Genomic DNA, 15,405 nt, shown 5'->3' with positions numbered 1-15,405 from the left:
ATTCTTGTCGCACTCTCTTGACGGAACGATTCGACTCATCATGAAAAAAGCACTGTGGCTTCAGCTTTGGATTCTTTGCTTAGTTGCCTTTGCATCTTTGGCTCAGGGCGCTGTTTCTGAACAAGAATATCTGCAAGGAATGCAAGAGCAAAAAGCAGAGCAGCCACAGGTCAAGCAAAAAGTCGAAGTGGGCGTGTTAGCGATACGCGGCCATCTTTATGCTGAGCAGAGATGGCAACCGACCATTGATTGGCTCAATCAGCAAATTTCCGATGTGCATTTTGTCCTTCATCCCCTTAACTTGGATGAAATGGGCGAAGCGGTGAAGTTTCAGAAGATAGATTTCATCTTAACCAACCCAGGTCAGGCAGTGCGATTGGGCAGGCAATACGCGCTGTCGTGGATGGCAACGCTAACCAGCAGAGCACCACAAAACTCGAATTACGGCATTGGTTCGGCGCTGGTGGTTCGAGCCAATTCAAGTTATCAAACGGTGCAAGATGTCTCAGGACGTCCCGTTGCGGCGGTATCAGAAAAAGCGTTTGGTGGTTATCTAACGATGCGCTATCAAATAGTCAAAATGGGGCTTAATCCAAACGATTTCTTTTCTGATGTCCGCTATCTTGGTTTTCCTATTGATGCCAACCTGTATCAATTACGTGATGGTAATGTGGAAGCGGCCGTCGTCCCCGCTTGTTTATTGGAACAGATGTTAAGTGAAGGGCTTTTACAACCGGGTAATTACCGAGTTTTAAATCAACAGCCGAACGAGCGCTCGTTATGCGCTGTTTCCACACCGCTTTATCCTAACTGGTCATTTGCCAAAACAGAGCGCGGCTCAGCTCAGATTGCCAAACAGATTGCGCAAGTATTGTTAGCGATGCCACCTGAACACCCTGCGGTTATTGCGGCAGGCGCGTCAGGTTGGACGTCCCCCGTCAGCTTGCTGAGCATCGACAAACTTTATCAGGCGTTGGATCTCCATCCGTTGCAACAACCTTGGTGGAGTGAGGCTCTACGCTGGCTGCGTAGTCATCAAGAATGGGCATGGGCGCTGTTCATGTTTGTGATTGTGTTGAACGCGTACCACTTTTGGCTTGAGTATCGATTTAGCAAGAGTAAGCAAGCGTTGGAGCAGACATCGTTACGATTAAAAGAGAAAAGTGAACAGTTAGAACATTCACAAAGGGTCGCGATTGTCGGAGAAATCGGCACTAGTCTTGCTCATGAACTCAATCAGCCACTGGCAGCCATTCGCAACTATAGTGAAGGCGGTTTACTTCGCTTGGCCAAAAAGCGCCCTCATGAAGATATTGTCCCTGTACTTGAGAAAATACAGGGCCAAGTTGAAAGAGCCGATGCAATTATTCAGCGATTAAGAACGTTGATTCGTAAGCGCAGTGTCGACAAAACGTCGTGCGATCTTCAAGTACTCATTGATGACACGATTGAGTTACTCCATTTTCGAATGCAGAAGCAAAACATTTCTATTGTGGCCAGTACAGAAGGGAACATTCGTCCATTACTTGTCGATGCAGTTGGCGTACAACAGGTTTTAGTTAATGTGATCAGCAACGCGATTGATGCGTGTACTTTGTTCCAAGAGAAATATCACTCATCAGGTTATCAAGGTAAAATTGCCCTGCATTGCGATTACCAAATCAGTCAACTCTCTATTCGAGTGTTAGACAATGGTACAGGGTTGCAGCAAGAGAATCCGACTCAAGCGTTTGTGAGTAGCAAAGAAGAAGGGCTTGGGCTGGGGTTAGCCATTTGTCGCGATGTGATGGAAATGCATGGTGGCGAGTTTGTCATCAGCTCGATAGCACCACATGGTTGTTTGGTTGAGCTTGTGTTTCCATATCAAAACTAATCTGAACTAGGCATAGGAGCACTCAATGAGCAGCGGTGAAAAGCAGCTACCTGTTTTTGTAGTCGATGATGATGAATCGGTGCGTGACTCGCTCGCTTTTATGTTGGAAGAGCATGACTTCAACGTGACGACTTTTGCTGATGGGCAATCTTTTCTCGATAAAGTGAACATTCATCAGGCCGGATGCGTGATCCTTGATAGCCGAATGCCCAACCTTCGTGGCCAGCAAGTGCACCAAATTTTAAATCAAGCCAACAGCCCGCTAGCCGTTATTTATCTGACAGGGCATGGTGATGTTCCGATGGCGGTCGATGCATTGCAAGCTGGGGCGGTCAATTTCTTCCAAAAACCAGTCAAAGGCGATGAACTGGCACGAGCCATTTTGCAGGGACAGGCGCAGTCTGCCACAAACCTCGATATGGCAGCAGCTAAATCGGCTTATGAATCGCTCACACCTAGAGAAAAAGACATTTTACGTTTGATTATTGAAGGAAAGCGCAACATTCGTATTGCTGACGAACTTTGCATAGCAATGCGAACGGTTGAAGTACACCGAGCTAATCTATTGAAGAAGTTCTCGGCAAAAACCGTCGCAGAGTTGGCATATATTTATGGCAAGCTAGATTAAAGCTTACCGAGTGAAGCCTCTTAAGGCTATTTAGAGGATACAACTTGAGCTTTATGACGACTCGCGTATTATCTTCTTCGTTCTTACTTTATCTGAATTCTTATGAGTTTGTTGACTAAACGACATCACACGCCACATAAGCGGGCAAAATGGCTACTGGCGATTATTGGCTGGGTGGTCGTTGTGTGTCTGATGCAAAATTCAGGCTTTGCATCGTCATGCTCTATGAAATATGAGGCGGAATCGCCCGCGGTTTCACTTGCTGATGAGCGTTCGAGCGTCAAGTCGATTGATACTAAAGAAACTAGCAAGTGCGAATTGTCTGAAAAGTTAATTCAGTTTTCTCAACATCAACTCGATGTATTTATTGTTGTTCTGTTTGTCGGTCTTTTTGCTTCGGCAATTTGGTTGTGCAGTGCCTATATTGGTGCGCAACATTGGACGGAACCGATAGGCCGTAAGTATCGAGTCCATCTGACTTTCTGTGTGTTCCGAGAATAAAAGCGTGCTTTCTGACCACTAGCGTCAGTTATTTAGCACCTTTGTCTTTTAACTAGGAATCACTATGAATCAAATTACTAAACTGACTCAGTTTGCGTTCATGTTTTTTATGACGCTTGCTTTGAGTTTGCTCTCTCTGAGTATTTCAGCTCAAACTACTGATACAGGTTGGCTAACCAACCCACAACATCCTCCAGTGCAAACGCGCTTTGTGCTTACTGGTCAACAAGATCCGCAAGCCAAAACACTTACAGGTTATTTGGATGTCAAGTTAACCGGAGACTGGAAAACTTACTGGCGTTCACCTGGTGAGGGCGGCGTAGCACCATCTATTGATTGGCAAAATTCACAAAATTTATCCAAAGTGGATTGGCAATGGCCGCACCCACAAAAATTCGAACTGTTAGGTATCGAGACTCTTGGGTATAAAGGCGATACTTTGTTCCCCATGACGCTGCACGTCGAAGACATGTCCAGACCTGTCACGATTGATGCGGTACTGACACTTTCTTCTTGTACGACGATTTGTGTGCTGACCGACTATCAAATTCAATTGACGTTCTTGCCTTCTGATCTAACAGTCGATGAAGGCGTGATGTTCAGTTACGCTCAAGCAGTGAGTAACGTGCCGCAGCCATCGCCGTTTATTGATGTTACTCAGGTGAGTTGGGATGCGAACCAATCGAAACTACAAATCAAGCTAAAGAACAGTCAGGGTTGGCAACAACCACAAGTGCTGGTGGATGGTGTCGATGAAGCAACGCGAGACTATAGCTTCAAGCTTGAAGGAATGCATCAAGAAGGAAACATCGTCACCGCGAGCTATATCGTTGATACTTGGCTGGGCGATGTGGAGTTAGATGGTCAGTCGCTGTTTGTGACCATCAAAGACACCAATTTACTAGCAGAAGAAACCACTCAAGCAACTGCTGAGGCAATAGTTGAACCGTTGCCGAGCACGTCTCTAACGAGTGTTTTTCTATTCGCGTTGCTCGGCGGTTTAATTCTTAACATCATGCCTTGCGTTCTTCCGGTTTTGGGGATGAAGCTAAGTAGTATTGTTGCCGCTCAAGGTATCGAGCGTCGTCAAATTCGCGCTCAGTTTGTTGCCTCGTCACTTGGTATATTAACGTCGTTCTGGATTCTCGCTGGTTTTATTTTGGTGCTTAAGCTAACAGGTAATGCCATTGGCTGGGGCGTGCAATTTCAAAGCCCTTGGTTCTTAGGTTTGATGGTGTTGGTCACCACTTTGTTTGGGGCCAATATGCTGGGGCTGTTTGAAATCCGTCTATCATCGGGTACCAATACATGGCTGGCCTCGAAAGGTGATAACTCTCTAGTTGGTCACTATGTTCAAGGTATGTTTGCCACATTGCTTGCGACGCCTTGCTCCGCGCCTTTTCTAGGAACGGCCGTGGCATTTGCCTTGGGTGCCGACGTATTAACGTTATTTGCAACTTTTACAGCATTAGCATTGGGTATGGCACTGCCTTGGCTCTTAGTCGCTGTGTTTCCAAATATCGCGCTGAAACTACCAAAGCCTGGCTCGTGGATGAATGTCGTTAAAATAGCGTTTGGCATAATGATGTTGGCAACCAGCGTTTGGCTACTTTCATTAATGGCAAATCATGTACCGATGTTATGGATTGCACTTATCGCTGTGGCTGCTTTTGTTGTAATGATGGCAAGAGTTAAGAAAGTGTATGGTGAGAAAGCGCTTGCTGTATCCGGAACTGCGTCATTAGTGTTGATAGCTGGTGGCCTGTTACTTGGTAGTGTCACTGCCGACCAATGGGCGACACCGCTTCCTGAGGACTTAGCGTGGCAGAAGCTTTCTAACTCGGCGATTGAAGATTACGTCAATAATGGGCGAGTGGTGTTTGTGGATGTCACTGCGGATTGGTGTGTCACGTGTAAAGCGAACAAGATCGGCGTGATCTGGCAAGATCCTGTCTACTCATTGCTGCAAAGCCCTAATGTAGCGACGTTAAAAGGGGATTGGACACATCCGGACGGCTCGGTAACTGACTTTTTACGAGCTCATGGGCGTTACGGTGTGCCGTTTAACATCGTCTATGGCCCGGCAGCGCCACAAGGTATCCCGTTACCTGTGATTCTGACTGATGATGTTGTTTTAAGTGCGGTGAAGCAAGCGAGTGGGGGAGCTATTCAATGAGTTCGACAAAGCGGCGTAGAACATTCCGATATTGGCTCGTTCAAATCGTACAGATGGTGCTTATTGTCACCGTCATTTCCATCGCGATGGATTGGTATCGCACTAAAGATATTCCTAAACAGGAGTCACCACCATTGAGCTCCGTATTGAGCGATGATGAATACTTCGATGCAATCGCGCAAAGTCATGAACAACCTGTCGTTGTTTATTTTTGGGCGACGTGGTGTCCCGCTTGTAAATTTGTAAGCCCAAGCGTGAGTTGGCTGAGTGATGACTATGCCGTAGTTGGCGTTTCTGGCTCATCAGGGCCAAATGAGCGTGTGGCGCAGTTTATGAGGGCAAAAGAATATCGTTTCGAAAACATAAACGATCCTTCAAGCGATATTATGCGCGAATGGAAAATTAGCGTGACCCCAACCATTTATGTTTTAAGAAATGGTGAAATTTCCTCTGTCACAACTGGCGTTACCACTCCGATAGGAATACTAGCGAGAATTTGGTTAGCTCGATAACGCTATAAAAATCCGATATTCAAAATATTGAGTATCGGATTTTTTTGTTGTCCTAAACAACCAGTCGGTCACATACCATAAAGAACTAGTTAACCAATAAGTGTCTAGATGCTTATTGCGTGCTACATTCGAGCATCGTTCTGGTTATCAAGGAGGAAACGATGAACGTAGCAAAAATGTATGATGATGTGTCGGATCGCTATCAAAAGTTGGTGGATGACAGTCACTACGTCGGTCCACGTTGGATTTCTGAGAAGTTAAAAACCTTTCCCATCGAGCAAGGCTCGGTTCTCGACCTAGCCTGTGCGACTGGCAGTATCGGCCATATCGTAAAAAGTCACTATCCAGAACTCGCCATCCATGGCTTAGACATCTCGTCCAAAATGGTTGATAAAGCGCGCCAAACTAACCTCTATCAAAGCGTCGCGGTTCATAATCTCGATGAGCCATTTTCCCCTTTGTTTGAACAAACCTTCGACCTTATCACCGCACTTGGTTTTACTGAGTTTCTAGCAGAGCCTCAACAACTTCTGGAGTGCATTTCGCATAAGCTAACTGCGAATGGACGATGTTTTGTCAGCTTTCAATACCACGATCCGGATGGACAAGATTTGCCTCGAAATACTTATAGTGGATCGGTCGTGCATACGGCATATACCGAAAGTGAAGTTGAGCAACTCTGTCAGCAAGCGGGGTTGGAAGTGGTTTCCCTAGAAAATGTGATTGGTTACGTATCTGGTGTTGGTTATGTGTGTCGATACTTGATGCTAGAGCTGAAAAAGTCACACCGCTGAAATAAGTAACAAACAAGGATTGTTTTTGAAAACACAAGATTTAACCGAGTTCGGGTCTGGCATTGAATACGATGCTCAATACGACCAGCTTTACCATCACGACATTGCTTTTATCACAAGGTTAATCGAAGAAACCAATGCTCGAAGTGTACTGGATGTCTGTTGTGGTTCCGGCATTGTCACGATTCCAGTCTCTGAGCAACTCAACGAAGCCATTGGCATTGATATTTCTGAAGGGATGCTCAAACATGCAAAGGACAAAGCCAAAAGCAGGAGTAACTTGCGTTTTCTTCATCTCGACGCAACCCAGTTTTCGTTAGGTAAGAAGTTTGACCTAGCCATAATGACAGGGAATGCATTCCAAGCCTTTTTAAGTGATGAGATGCTAGCAGGTGCACTGAGCTCAATATCAAGACACCTCGAAAAAGGTGGGCGATTTGTCTTCGATACGCGGTTACCAACGCCAGAGAATCTAGAACTGGATAATGAGATGGCACTGTGGCAAACCTATGTTTCTCCAACCTATGGTGAAGTGAATTATTTCGGTATGAAGGCCGAGTATGACTTGCAAACGTCCATCATGTATTTGAACAAAGAGCGCCATTTTGAAAGTGGAACGATTGAGCATTCCAGCATTGATTTAAAATATCGTCCGCTAGAAGACATAGAGGGTTTCCTTGAACAAGCGGAATTCAGAATCATAGAGAAGTACCAATCTTGGTCAGCGCAAGTATTTGAGGCGAATGCCAACTCGCTTGTCTGTGTGGCTGAGAAAATATAAATCAATGTTGAGGGATACAATGCAAGGATTTCGAATTACTATGTCGTTAGATGACATGGATTTAGACGTTATCTACCAGTTCATTTCAAACAGTTATTGGGGAAAGGGTATTCCAAGAGAACGCTTTGAGAAGTCATTGCGCCATTCGTTCTGTTTCGCGGTTTTGGATGATGAAAATCAACTCGTTGCTTTTGCTCGGTTAATTACCGATCGTACCACGTTTGCGTACCTTGCCGATGTGTTTGTTGTGGAGGTACACCGTGGTAAAGGCATCAGTAAGTTGTTGATATCAGAAATTGTTGCTCATCCAGAACTACAAGGCTTACGCCGTATGATGCTTGCAACCCGCGATGCTCATGGGTTGTACGAACAGTTTGGGTTCACTCCTATTGCTCCAGTAGAAAACTTCATGCAAATCTGGAAACCGAATGTTTATCAGAGCTAAATCATGATGAGAGTTGAATCTCAACAAGTGGCAATCAGATACCTCAAAACAACAGACGCTGCTCCTCTGTTTGAAAACTATTTAGGCGATGAGCAAGCATGCCGCTTCCTCAATCGCCAAGCCCACCAAAATGTTAATCAAACCCTTGAAGCCATCGAAAGATGGTGTGCTCAATATGATCAAAAGTCTCCCAATCTATTAGTCTTCGCTATTGAAGAACTCACTTCTCAAACTCCTATTGGTTGTCTGGTGCTGATACCTGAGCAAGACAGCAGTGAAATCCATTTTGGTATTTCTGCTCGCTATCGGGGAAAAGGCTATGCAACCCAAGCCTGCAAACTTGGCGTTGTCTACCTGCAAAGCTTGGGTATAACGCGCATTCGCACCGCCCCGCATATTGGCAACCACGCGAGTATCCGTGTGTTGGAGAAATGCGGCTTTATCAGCCAAGGCATTTTAAAAGCGCATGCAGTTTTTCCTGCTCTAGGACGTGAGGCGCAAGACTGTATGGATATGCAATTGGAGGATATCGGAACTGCGCCATTTTGCACATTGTTCAGAATGAAATTGATAGCGGTTGAAATGAGCGGTTACAGAGCATGTTAGTTGCCATCGTAGACAGCGTCTTTGCTGAATGATTCGTCGAGATTTTTTAGTCTTTGATTGTCAGAGGCGACTGACAAAACCATACCAACTGTGACAACCAAACCGCTATTAAAGCAGGATATTATTCCTTCAACTTTGTGTTTTAGGAGTAGTCATTAGACTACCCAATAATTGTTGGAATAAATAATGACGAAACGTTGGCTTGTCTCCGCTGTGAGCATCGCGCTGCTCGGCGGTGGTACGTATTTCTATCTCCAATCTGCTGCTCAACCAGAATTGCTGCCTACATTGATTGTGGAAAAAGGCACGATTGAAAAACAAGCGGTGGCTGTTGGTAAAATTGTCCCTGCACACTCTGTGTCTATCAAGTCACAAATCGACGGTATCGTCGGTGAAATTTACGCGAAAGTTGGTGAAAAGGTGAAGCAAGGCCAGCCGCTGATCAAAGTGCGTCCAAACCCAACACCCCAAGCATTAACGGATGCATCGGCAGAACTCATGCGTAGCGAAGCCGATCTGGAATCCGCCAAACAAAAACTGTCCAACTTAGAAAGCTTGGTCAAGCAAGACATTATTCCAAGTAACTACGACGAATACGTAAGTGCGCGCTCGGCAGTCAAATCTGCGCAAGCGGACGTATTGCAAAAGCGCCAGAATCTCGAACTCATCCGCAGTGGTGAGGCGTCTATCGGCGATGCGCGTTTAACGTCGACGATCTACGCGCCAATTGATGGCACAGTACTCAACCAGAAAGTAGAGGTCGGAGAGCCGATCATCTCGACTCAATCAAGCCAAGCCGCGACTGAAATGATTTCATTGGCCGACATGAACAGTCTGATTTTTAAAGGTAGCGTCAGTGAGCATGATGCTGCGCAGTTGTCTCCGGGAATGCCCGTTATGTTGACGGTTGCGCCTTATCCTGATGTGGCGATTTCTGGTGTGCTAACCAAAGTGGCGATTCAATCTGAGAACCTTAACTCACCAGAGGGCAATGCTTCGGCAAAAAGTTTTGATAACGGTTTTGAGGTTGAAGTGGGAGAACTCAAGATCCCACAAGATGTGTTGCTTCGTTCTGGTTTTTCATCGACGGCTCAAATCATTCTGAAGAAGTCTGAAAACGTGCTCACTCTACCGGAGCGCGCTCTGCAATTTGATGGTGACGCACCGAATGTTCTGATCCCCGATAGCTCAGAACAAGGGTTTCATAAACAACCTGTGAAACTCGGTCTGTCAGATGGCATCAATGTCGAAGTGCTTGACGGCGTGGAGCTTGATGAAGAGGTTATCGACAACAGTATGATGGGAGCGGCGCATGGTTAAGCTGCAACGACCAACAATCGCCTTTGTATTGTTGGCTACCACGCTCAGTTTGCCTACCTATGCAATTTCTATTGAACAAGCTTGGCAACAAGCAAAGCAGAACGATCCAAATTACGAAAAAGCGAAAATCGGCGTCCAGCTTGGCGAGGTTGGCGTACAGAGCAGCCGCAGTGCGTTATTGCCGGGTTTAAGTGCCAGTGCGTCAGCGGATTGGAATGAGTCCTCAAGCCATTCGAACAGTTACGGCGCTACCTTAACTCAAACTATTTGGGATAGTAGTTTGTGGTCGGAACTGGATCAAGCGAATGCCAATTATCTCAAAGTACAGTTAGAGTTATCTCAAGCGCATAACGAGCTTGCGCAAAAGTTGCTCACCGCTTACCTAGATGTGGCAAGCGCACAGGGCGACCTCAAATTGGCGCAGTCCAAGCTGGAGGAGGGGAAAGAACTTCTCAACATCATTGAGAAACGCTATCGAGCAGGCAAAGTGAAGTCGGTTGATGTCGAAGAGATGAGAGCGAATCAAGTCTCTGAGCAAGCAAGTATCCTCAATGCAAAAGCCGATCTCGAAGTGAAAAAAGCAGAGCTTGCGGCGTTAATCAATCAAATGCCGGAGAGTGTCGACCAAATTCGAACGGATTCTTTGATTCAGCCGCCGATGCTGGTGGACTCTCAGGAGCAATGGCTAAAGCTGGCTAAAGACAGCAGTCCAGAGCTGTTGGTGGCGGCGCAGATGGTGAAAGCGAGCGAGTTCGCGAAAGATTCAGCTAAAGGTGGATACTACCCAACCGTCAAAGGCAGTGTGGGCTACAGCGATGGTGACAATCGTTCAAACGGCGAGTTTAACGCTGGGATTAGTTTGAGTTTGCCGATTGACCTCAATGGTGCAGTGCGAGCGAAAGTGGACGAAGCATCGTTGAACATTTTAAGCGCCAAGCAAGATATGCGTAGAGTGGAAATTGATATTCAGAAACGAGTTATTCAGCAGTTTACTCAGGTCGATATCAACTGGAATCAAGTTTTGATAGCGAACGAGCTGGTTGAGTCGCGCGCCAGAGTGTTGCAAAGCAAAGAGAAACTTTACGACGCTGGTCTGCTTGAAGTGTCGGAAGTTATCAGTGCACACAACAGCTTGTTTGAGGCGAAAAACAGTCTGCAAACCAACTTGTACAGCTATTGGCGTAAGAGAATCGGCTTACTGCAAACCGCAGGGAAACTCGATGACGATACCATGGCGTTGATCTCTCGAGCTTTTCATTCATGAGCAGTCTATTGCAACAAACTTGGCAAACGTTGATGGCGCACCGCATGAAGAGCGTGCTGGCCATTATCGCGATTGCTTGGGGCGTGATCTCTGTGGTGGTGTTAATCGCACTTGGCGAAGGCTTTTATCGCCATCAGACCCAGTCGTTTTCCTTTATGATCAACAATGTGCAAGTGGTGTTTCCGTCGAGTACCAGTAAACCGTGGCAAGGGTTACCTTCAAGACGACAAATTGATATTCCACAAGAAAAAGTCGACACGATCAAACAGTCGGGCTTCGTGCAACAGGCGTCGAGCGTTTACGCCAAATGGGATGCGAATATCACCAATCTCAAAGGACAGAACTTATCGAGTACGGTCAGCGGTATTGACACGTCTTACTTTCCTTTAATGCAACGCAAGCTGCAATCTGGTTCGAGAAATCTGTCACCAAGTGATATGAACAACCATACTCGCGTGGCGGTGTTAGGCGATCAAATTGCGCAAATGGGCGGAATCCAAATCGGGGATAGGCTCAAAGTCAACGGCATTCCGTTTTTGGTGATTGGGATAACCGTTGGTGAGGACACTGGCATTTCATTCGGCGATAGCCGCACGGTTTTCATTCCTCAAACAACGTACCGCGATTTGTGGGATGCGAAACCTTGGATGGTATTGATGAAGCCGAGAGATGGGATGGATGCACCGTCGTTTCGACCAAATATCGTGAACTTTTTCGCCAAGCAGCTTCATTTTGACCCAAGTGATAAAGATGCGGTCGAATTACCCGATTTTAGTGAAGGTGCGGCGGTCATCAGTGGAATTTTGCGTGGCATTCAGATTTTTCTCGGAGCGAGCGGCGCGATGACCATGGCGGTCGGTGCGCTTGGCGTTGCCAACATCATGTTTTTATCTGTCACGGAGCGCACGCGTGAAATCGGTGTGCGTTTGGCGATCGGGGCGACTCAAAAATCCATACTCAGTCAGTTTATTCTTGAAGGGCTTATTTTGGTAGCTGTGGGCACGGCATTAGGTCTGATGTTTTCGTATGCCGTGGTGTCTGTCCTAAGCAGCATGGCATTACCGGAATGGATTGGTTTACCTGTGATCACGCCAGATTCCATTGCTTGGTCTTTACTTGTGACGCTTATCTTGGCATTGATGGCGTCGTATTTCCCAGCAAGGCGAGCATCGCGTCTCACGCCAGTCATTGCTTTGAGTGCGAGGGCTTAGTCATGTTGTTACCGATGAGACAAATTTTCCAAGAAATGGCCGCAGAAAAGCTGAGATTGGGTTTGACCATTCTGGCAGTAGCGTGGGCGACCCTTTGTATCTCTGCTATGTTGGCGGTAGGTGAGGGTATTCGTCAAGGCGTATTGAAAACCGCACAAAATGGTAATGGCAACTTGATTTATTTGACCGGAGGGATGGCCACCGTCGACCACGGTGCTTTTCACCAAGGTAAGTTTCTGACACTAAAAATGGACGATTCAGAGGTTGTTCGAGCGTTACCCGATGTAAAAAGCGTTGCGCCAACGGCGAAGTGGAAAGAGCGCATCACCGTTGGTGACAGAAGCTCGTGGCAAGAGCCGTTAGCGGTCACGAGCGAGTTTCAATCCATGACCAATTTGGTGCCGATGGCGGGGGGGCGATGGTTAAACCCACTCGATCAAAAAGAGACGCGCAAAGTCGTTGTACTGGGTTATGAACTGGCAGCCGACTTATTCAACCCGAATGAGGACTTTAGTTGGTTTGCGACAGTCACATTGCAAGTCAACCCTGTGGGGCAAAAGGTAAAAATCGGCAATGAGGAGTTCATCGTTGTGGGCGTATTGGAGAAAAACAGCGCCCAAATAGAACAGGGGGATCTTATCAACTATTCCAGCTTTGTGCCGTTAGCGACGTGGAAGCGATTTCATGTCAACGGTGAAATTGGTGGCATCAATGTGCAACCACAAGCCGATGTAGACCGAGAAGCCTTAGCAAAGACGATCAGGCAAGTGATTGCCCGTAAGCACGGGGCAAGTGTCAGTGATGAACAGGTCATCCAAGTCGATGATATGTTCCTTAAACAAAAGAGTATGCAGCAGTTTCTGATAGGTTTGCAGAGTTTTCTTGGCATTATCGGCTTCGTGACGTTAGCTGTTGCTGGCGTCGGCATTGCCAATGTGATGTATGCCACCGTAAAGCGATCTACGCGTGATATCGGCGTGCGCATGGCAGTCGGTGCAACCCCAACGGCCATTCGCATGCACTATTTAGTGCAGTCTTTATTGACAATGATGATGGGGGGCGCGCTTGGCTTAGGCGTGACGTACGCGCTGGTGTCTGCCATCAGTTCCATTCCTTTAGAGGGTAATGCCTTTTATGAACAACTGGGTAAACCTGTCCCTGAGTTGTCGTGGGTCGTTGTCGCGATTGTCATCCTCACCTTAATGATCATTGGTGTGGCCTCGGCATGGTTACCTGCAAACCGAGCCGCAAAAGTCAGCCCGTTGGAGGCGCTACAAAGTGAATAACAACAATAACTCTGGAGAGAACATGTCGAAGCCGCTTGTTGAGCTGACCAACATCTGTAAATACTACTCAAGCGGGGAGGCGGAAGTTCGCGCGCTAGACGGCGTTGACTTAACCATTAATCAAGGCGAGTTTCTTTCGATTCTTGGCCCGTCCGGTTCGGGTAAGTCAACGTTGATGAACATGCTCGGCTGTTTAGATAAGCCCACCGATGGCGAGTACCAACTTGGCGGCCAAAACGTCGCAAGTTTAAGTGCGAATGAGCTGGCTGGCATTCGTAACCAAAAGATTGGATTTGTCTTCCAAAGCTTTAACTTATTGGAATATGCGACGGCGCTTGATAACGTGACGCTGCCGTTGGTTTACTCTGGTATCAAAGCCAAAGAACGTCGCCAGCGCGCATCTAAATTGCTAGAGCAAGTCGGGCTAGGGGATCGTTTAGACCATAAACCAAACCAGCTTTCTGGTGGTCAAAAGCAGAGAGTCGCTATCGCCAGAGCGTTAGTGAACGACCCTCAAATCATCCTAGCTGACGAGCCAACCGGCGCGCTCGATTCAAAATCTGGTGCTGAGATCGAAGCTCTGTTCAACCAACTCCACGCCGAAGGTAGAACCTTAATCATCGTGACGCACGATAACGCTCTGGCAGAGCGCACTAAACGCATCATCACCATCAAAGACGGCAAGGTAATTTCGGATAGGGTGCCGGTAAGTAGGGAGAAATGAGCTTTTCTTAATTGAGAACTGAGTTTTAAGGGAAATAGCGATACAGAGGCTATCTCCCTTTACTTTTTATTGGCGATGTTCGTTTTGTCTCTCTTTTATCAAGTCATGCTTTTTTTCTTTAAGTAGAGTGATTGCGAGCTTAGTGTCCTCAATCAATTTACTGTTATCGTTGAGATCGTTGCTCTTCAAAGGCAAAACTAGATAATGAATGCTGCCATCTGCATTCTGTACTCCGGTAGCGATGATGACATCACCTTCAGACGCCGTACCAAAATACTCTGATACGACTTTGGTTTCGCTGACACCGTAGCTATCCAAATAGGATGACTCCGTATTGTCAAACAAGATAGGAACCCCTTGCTTAGCTAATGTTCGCAATTGTTTTTGCTTTTGCTCGTCGAATGGATAGTCGGTCGTACTGATGTAACTTACCTGTTCAGCTTCAATAAAATCGTACAGTTCATTGCTCAGTTCATTTAATGGGGCAGATATCCAAGGTGTAGCTGGAATGACGTCGGAAGTATCATCATTGCCACTTTGTGGTGTTGGAGTGGTAACCACCTTTTGAGCAGCATTGCTCTCAGGAGGCGTTACACTTATTGTCGCAGCGTCTTCTGTCTTGATTTGCTCGTCAAGGCTTGCAACAGGTTCGGTCTGGGCATTCTTGTTATTTGAATTAATCAGAAATATGGCGAGTACTGCACCAAGTGCTAGCGCCGATCCAGTCAAGAGTTTTTTGTTACTTGTCATGTGTCATGTCTTACCGTTTATTTCATTAGTAAATACGGCGGCCACTTATTTATTCCGTGGCCGCAGGCTAATAAGTTAGTGGTAGAGATCGTCATTCCAAGAGATAGTTACGGCTCGGCTAGTCTCTGTCCATTGACTGCTATCACGATTTTTCTTCCAGGTATTTTCTGGTGTGGTATACCAGCTACACCAGTCGCGACCAAAGTAGTAATTGGTTTTTCGCCAACCAGCAACCAGCTTGACCTCTGATGTATCTAGGCCATCTTGAATGTCATTTTTTCTATATACGACGCCGACTTGTGGTTTAAAATCTGAACGCATAACGACAGGTAACTCATTGTAATCAATCAAATTACCCATGTCACAACTGGTCCAACGATACAATAACCAGTCTTTAGCTGGCGTATTATGGCGGATAGTCTTGTTTTCAATTAACCAATTAATGCTTTCGTTAGCTGTAACTATTCACCCGCAAGGTCTTGACAGCAAAGTTATGTGACTGAGTTAACTTGATCCCACATCCAACTTGAGTGA

16 protein-coding genes are annotated in these 15,405 nt (G+C 46.4%); 14 read left to right on the top strand and 2 right to left on the bottom strand.

The window, feature by feature from the left end:
- Nucleotides 1–40 precede the first annotated feature (40 nt).
- The 14 genes from R8N49_RS10820 (at nt 41) to R8N49_RS10755 (ending at nt 14,121) form a co-directional block, all read left to right on the top strand.
- A complete protein-coding gene (locus R8N49_RS10820; protein WP_158174055.1) occupies nt 41–1,873 on the top strand; it encodes a sensor histidine kinase in 1,833 nt (610 codons plus the stop codon).
- Between the two features lie 25 nt (nt 1,874–1,898).
- Nucleotides 1,899–2,501: a response regulator transcription factor gene (locus tag R8N49_RS10815; protein WP_025767241.1), complete on the top strand. Its 603-nt coding sequence runs from the start codon at nt 1,899–1,901 to the stop codon at nt 2,499–2,501.
- 102 nt (nt 2,502–2,603) lie between these two features.
- Nucleotides 2,604–3,002: a hypothetical protein gene (locus R8N49_RS10810; protein ID WP_025767242.1), complete on the top strand. Its 399-nt coding sequence runs from the start codon at nt 2,604–2,606 to the stop codon at nt 3,000–3,002.
- 64 nt (nt 3,003–3,066) lie between these two features.
- On the top strand, nt 3,067–5,178 hold the full coding sequence (locus R8N49_RS10805; protein ID WP_258489689.1) for a protein-disulfide reductase DsbD family protein: 2,112 nt from the start codon (nt 3,067–3,069) through the stop codon (nt 5,176–5,178).
- The gene (locus tag R8N49_RS10800) at nt 5,175–5,690 is read left to right on the top strand and encodes a protein disulfide oxidoreductase (protein ID WP_258489691.1); all 516 of its coding nucleotides are present in this window, start codon (nt 5,175–5,177) and stop codon (nt 5,688–5,690) included. Before R8N49_RS10805 ends, R8N49_RS10800 begins: the two co-directional genes overlap by 4 nt.
- A 161-nt stretch (nt 5,691–5,851) precedes the next feature.
- Nucleotides 5,852–6,484, top strand: coding sequence for a class I SAM-dependent DNA methyltransferase (locus R8N49_RS10795; RefSeq protein ID WP_186584817.1), 633 nt, complete (start codon nt 5,852–5,854; stop codon nt 6,482–6,484).
- A 25-nt stretch (nt 6,485–6,509) separates the two neighbouring features.
- Nucleotides 6,510–7,265 carry a class I SAM-dependent methyltransferase gene (locus R8N49_RS10790; RefSeq protein ID WP_186584818.1) on the top strand — a complete coding sequence of 252 codons (756 nt, stop codon included), beginning with the start codon at nt 6,510–6,512 and terminating at the stop codon, nt 7,263–7,265.
- Nucleotides 7,266–7,284: 19 nt separating this feature from the next.
- Nucleotides 7,285–7,710, top strand: a complete 426-nt coding sequence (locus R8N49_RS10785; protein WP_053349639.1) for a GNAT family N-acetyltransferase — start codon at nt 7,285–7,287, stop codon at nt 7,708–7,710.
- 3 nt (nt 7,711–7,713) lie between these two features.
- Nucleotides 7,714–8,316 (top strand): GNAT family protein, encoded by a 603-nt coding sequence (locus R8N49_RS10780; RefSeq protein WP_309304208.1) that lies wholly within the window; start codon nt 7,714–7,716, stop codon nt 8,314–8,316.
- Nucleotides 8,317–8,502: 186 nt separating this feature from the next.
- Entirely contained in the window at nt 8,503–9,636 is a 1,134-nt protein-coding gene (locus tag R8N49_RS10775; RefSeq protein ID WP_186584819.1) for an efflux RND transporter periplasmic adaptor subunit, read from the top strand.
- Nucleotides 9,629–10,900, top strand: coding sequence for a TolC family protein (locus R8N49_RS10770; RefSeq protein ID WP_104979532.1), 1,272 nt, complete (start codon nt 9,629–9,631; stop codon nt 10,898–10,900). The genes R8N49_RS10775 and R8N49_RS10770 overlap by 8 nt, the downstream gene beginning before the upstream one ends.
- Entirely contained in the window at nt 10,897–12,111 is a 1,215-nt protein-coding gene (locus R8N49_RS10765) for an ABC transporter permease (protein ID WP_186584821.1), read from the top strand. The genes R8N49_RS10770 and R8N49_RS10765 overlap by 4 nt, the downstream gene beginning before the upstream one ends.
- 2 nt (nt 12,112–12,113) lie before the next feature.
- Entirely contained in the window at nt 12,114–13,397 is a 1,284-nt protein-coding gene (locus R8N49_RS10760) for an ABC transporter permease (protein ID WP_186584823.1), read from the top strand.
- A gap of 22 nt (nt 13,398–13,419) precedes the next feature.
- Nucleotides 13,420–14,121 carry an ABC transporter ATP-binding protein gene (locus tag R8N49_RS10755; protein WP_186584825.1) on the top strand — a complete coding sequence of 234 codons (702 nt, stop codon included), beginning with the start codon at nt 13,420–13,422 and terminating at the stop codon, nt 14,119–14,121.
- A gap of 66 nt (nt 14,122–14,187) precedes the next feature.
- Here R8N49_RS10755 and R8N49_RS10750 read toward each other — a convergent pair whose 3' ends face one another.
- Complete coding sequence (locus tag R8N49_RS10750) at nt 14,188–14,871, bottom strand: topoisomerase I (protein ID WP_086046922.1); 684 nt, start codon at nt 14,869–14,871, stop codon at nt 14,188–14,190.
- A gap of 75 nt (nt 14,872–14,946) precedes the next feature.
- Entirely contained in the window at nt 14,947–15,231 is a 285-nt protein-coding gene (locus R8N49_RS10745; RefSeq protein WP_318189976.1) for a hypothetical protein, read from the bottom strand.
- Nucleotides 15,232–15,405 lie beyond the last annotated feature (174 nt).

This window comes from Vibrio sp. 1978 (assembly GCF_033344345.1).
Note: the sequence above shows the minus strand (reverse complement) of the source record. Positions and strands in the feature narration are given on the sequence as shown.

Coding starts and splice junctions, on each gene's coding strand:
- R8N49_RS10780 (WP_309304208.1), top strand. CDS start 7,714: ATGATGAGAGTTGAATCTCAACAAGTGGCAATCAGATACCTCAAAACA.
- R8N49_RS10765 (WP_186584821.1), top strand. CDS start 10,897: ATGAGCAGTCTATTGCAACAAACTTGGCAAACGTTGATGGCGCACCGC.
- R8N49_RS10750 (WP_086046922.1), bottom strand. CDS start 14,871: ATGACAAGTAACAAAAAACTCTTGACTGGATCGGCGCTAGCACTTGGT.
- R8N49_RS10785 (WP_053349639.1), top strand. CDS start 7,285: ATGCAAGGATTTCGAATTACTATGTCGTTAGATGACATGGATTTAGAC.
- R8N49_RS10815 (WP_025767241.1), top strand. CDS start 1,899: ATGAGCAGCGGTGAAAAGCAGCTACCTGTTTTTGTAGTCGATGATGAT.
- R8N49_RS10760 (WP_186584823.1), top strand. CDS start 12,114: ATGTTGTTACCGATGAGACAAATTTTCCAAGAAATGGCCGCAGAAAAG.
- R8N49_RS10805 (WP_258489689.1), top strand. CDS start 3,067: ATGAATCAAATTACTAAACTGACTCAGTTTGCGTTCATGTTTTTTATG.
- R8N49_RS10745 (WP_318189976.1), bottom strand. CDS start 15,231: ATGGGTAATTTGATTGATTACAATGAGTTACCTGTCGTTATGCGTTCA.
- R8N49_RS10770 (WP_104979532.1), top strand. CDS start 9,629: ATGGTTAAGCTGCAACGACCAACAATCGCCTTTGTATTGTTGGCTACC.
- R8N49_RS10795 (WP_186584817.1), top strand. CDS start 5,852: ATGAACGTAGCAAAAATGTATGATGATGTGTCGGATCGCTATCAAAAG.
- R8N49_RS10810 (WP_025767242.1), top strand. CDS start 2,604: ATGAGTTTGTTGACTAAACGACATCACACGCCACATAAGCGGGCAAAA.
- R8N49_RS10820 (WP_158174055.1), top strand. CDS start 41: ATGAAAAAAGCACTGTGGCTTCAGCTTTGGATTCTTTGCTTAGTTGCC.
- R8N49_RS10755 (WP_186584825.1), top strand. CDS start 13,420: ATGTCGAAGCCGCTTGTTGAGCTGACCAACATCTGTAAATACTACTCA.
- R8N49_RS10800 (WP_258489691.1), top strand. CDS start 5,175: ATGAGTTCGACAAAGCGGCGTAGAACATTCCGATATTGGCTCGTTCAA.
- R8N49_RS10775 (WP_186584819.1), top strand. CDS start 8,503: ATGACGAAACGTTGGCTTGTCTCCGCTGTGAGCATCGCGCTGCTCGGC.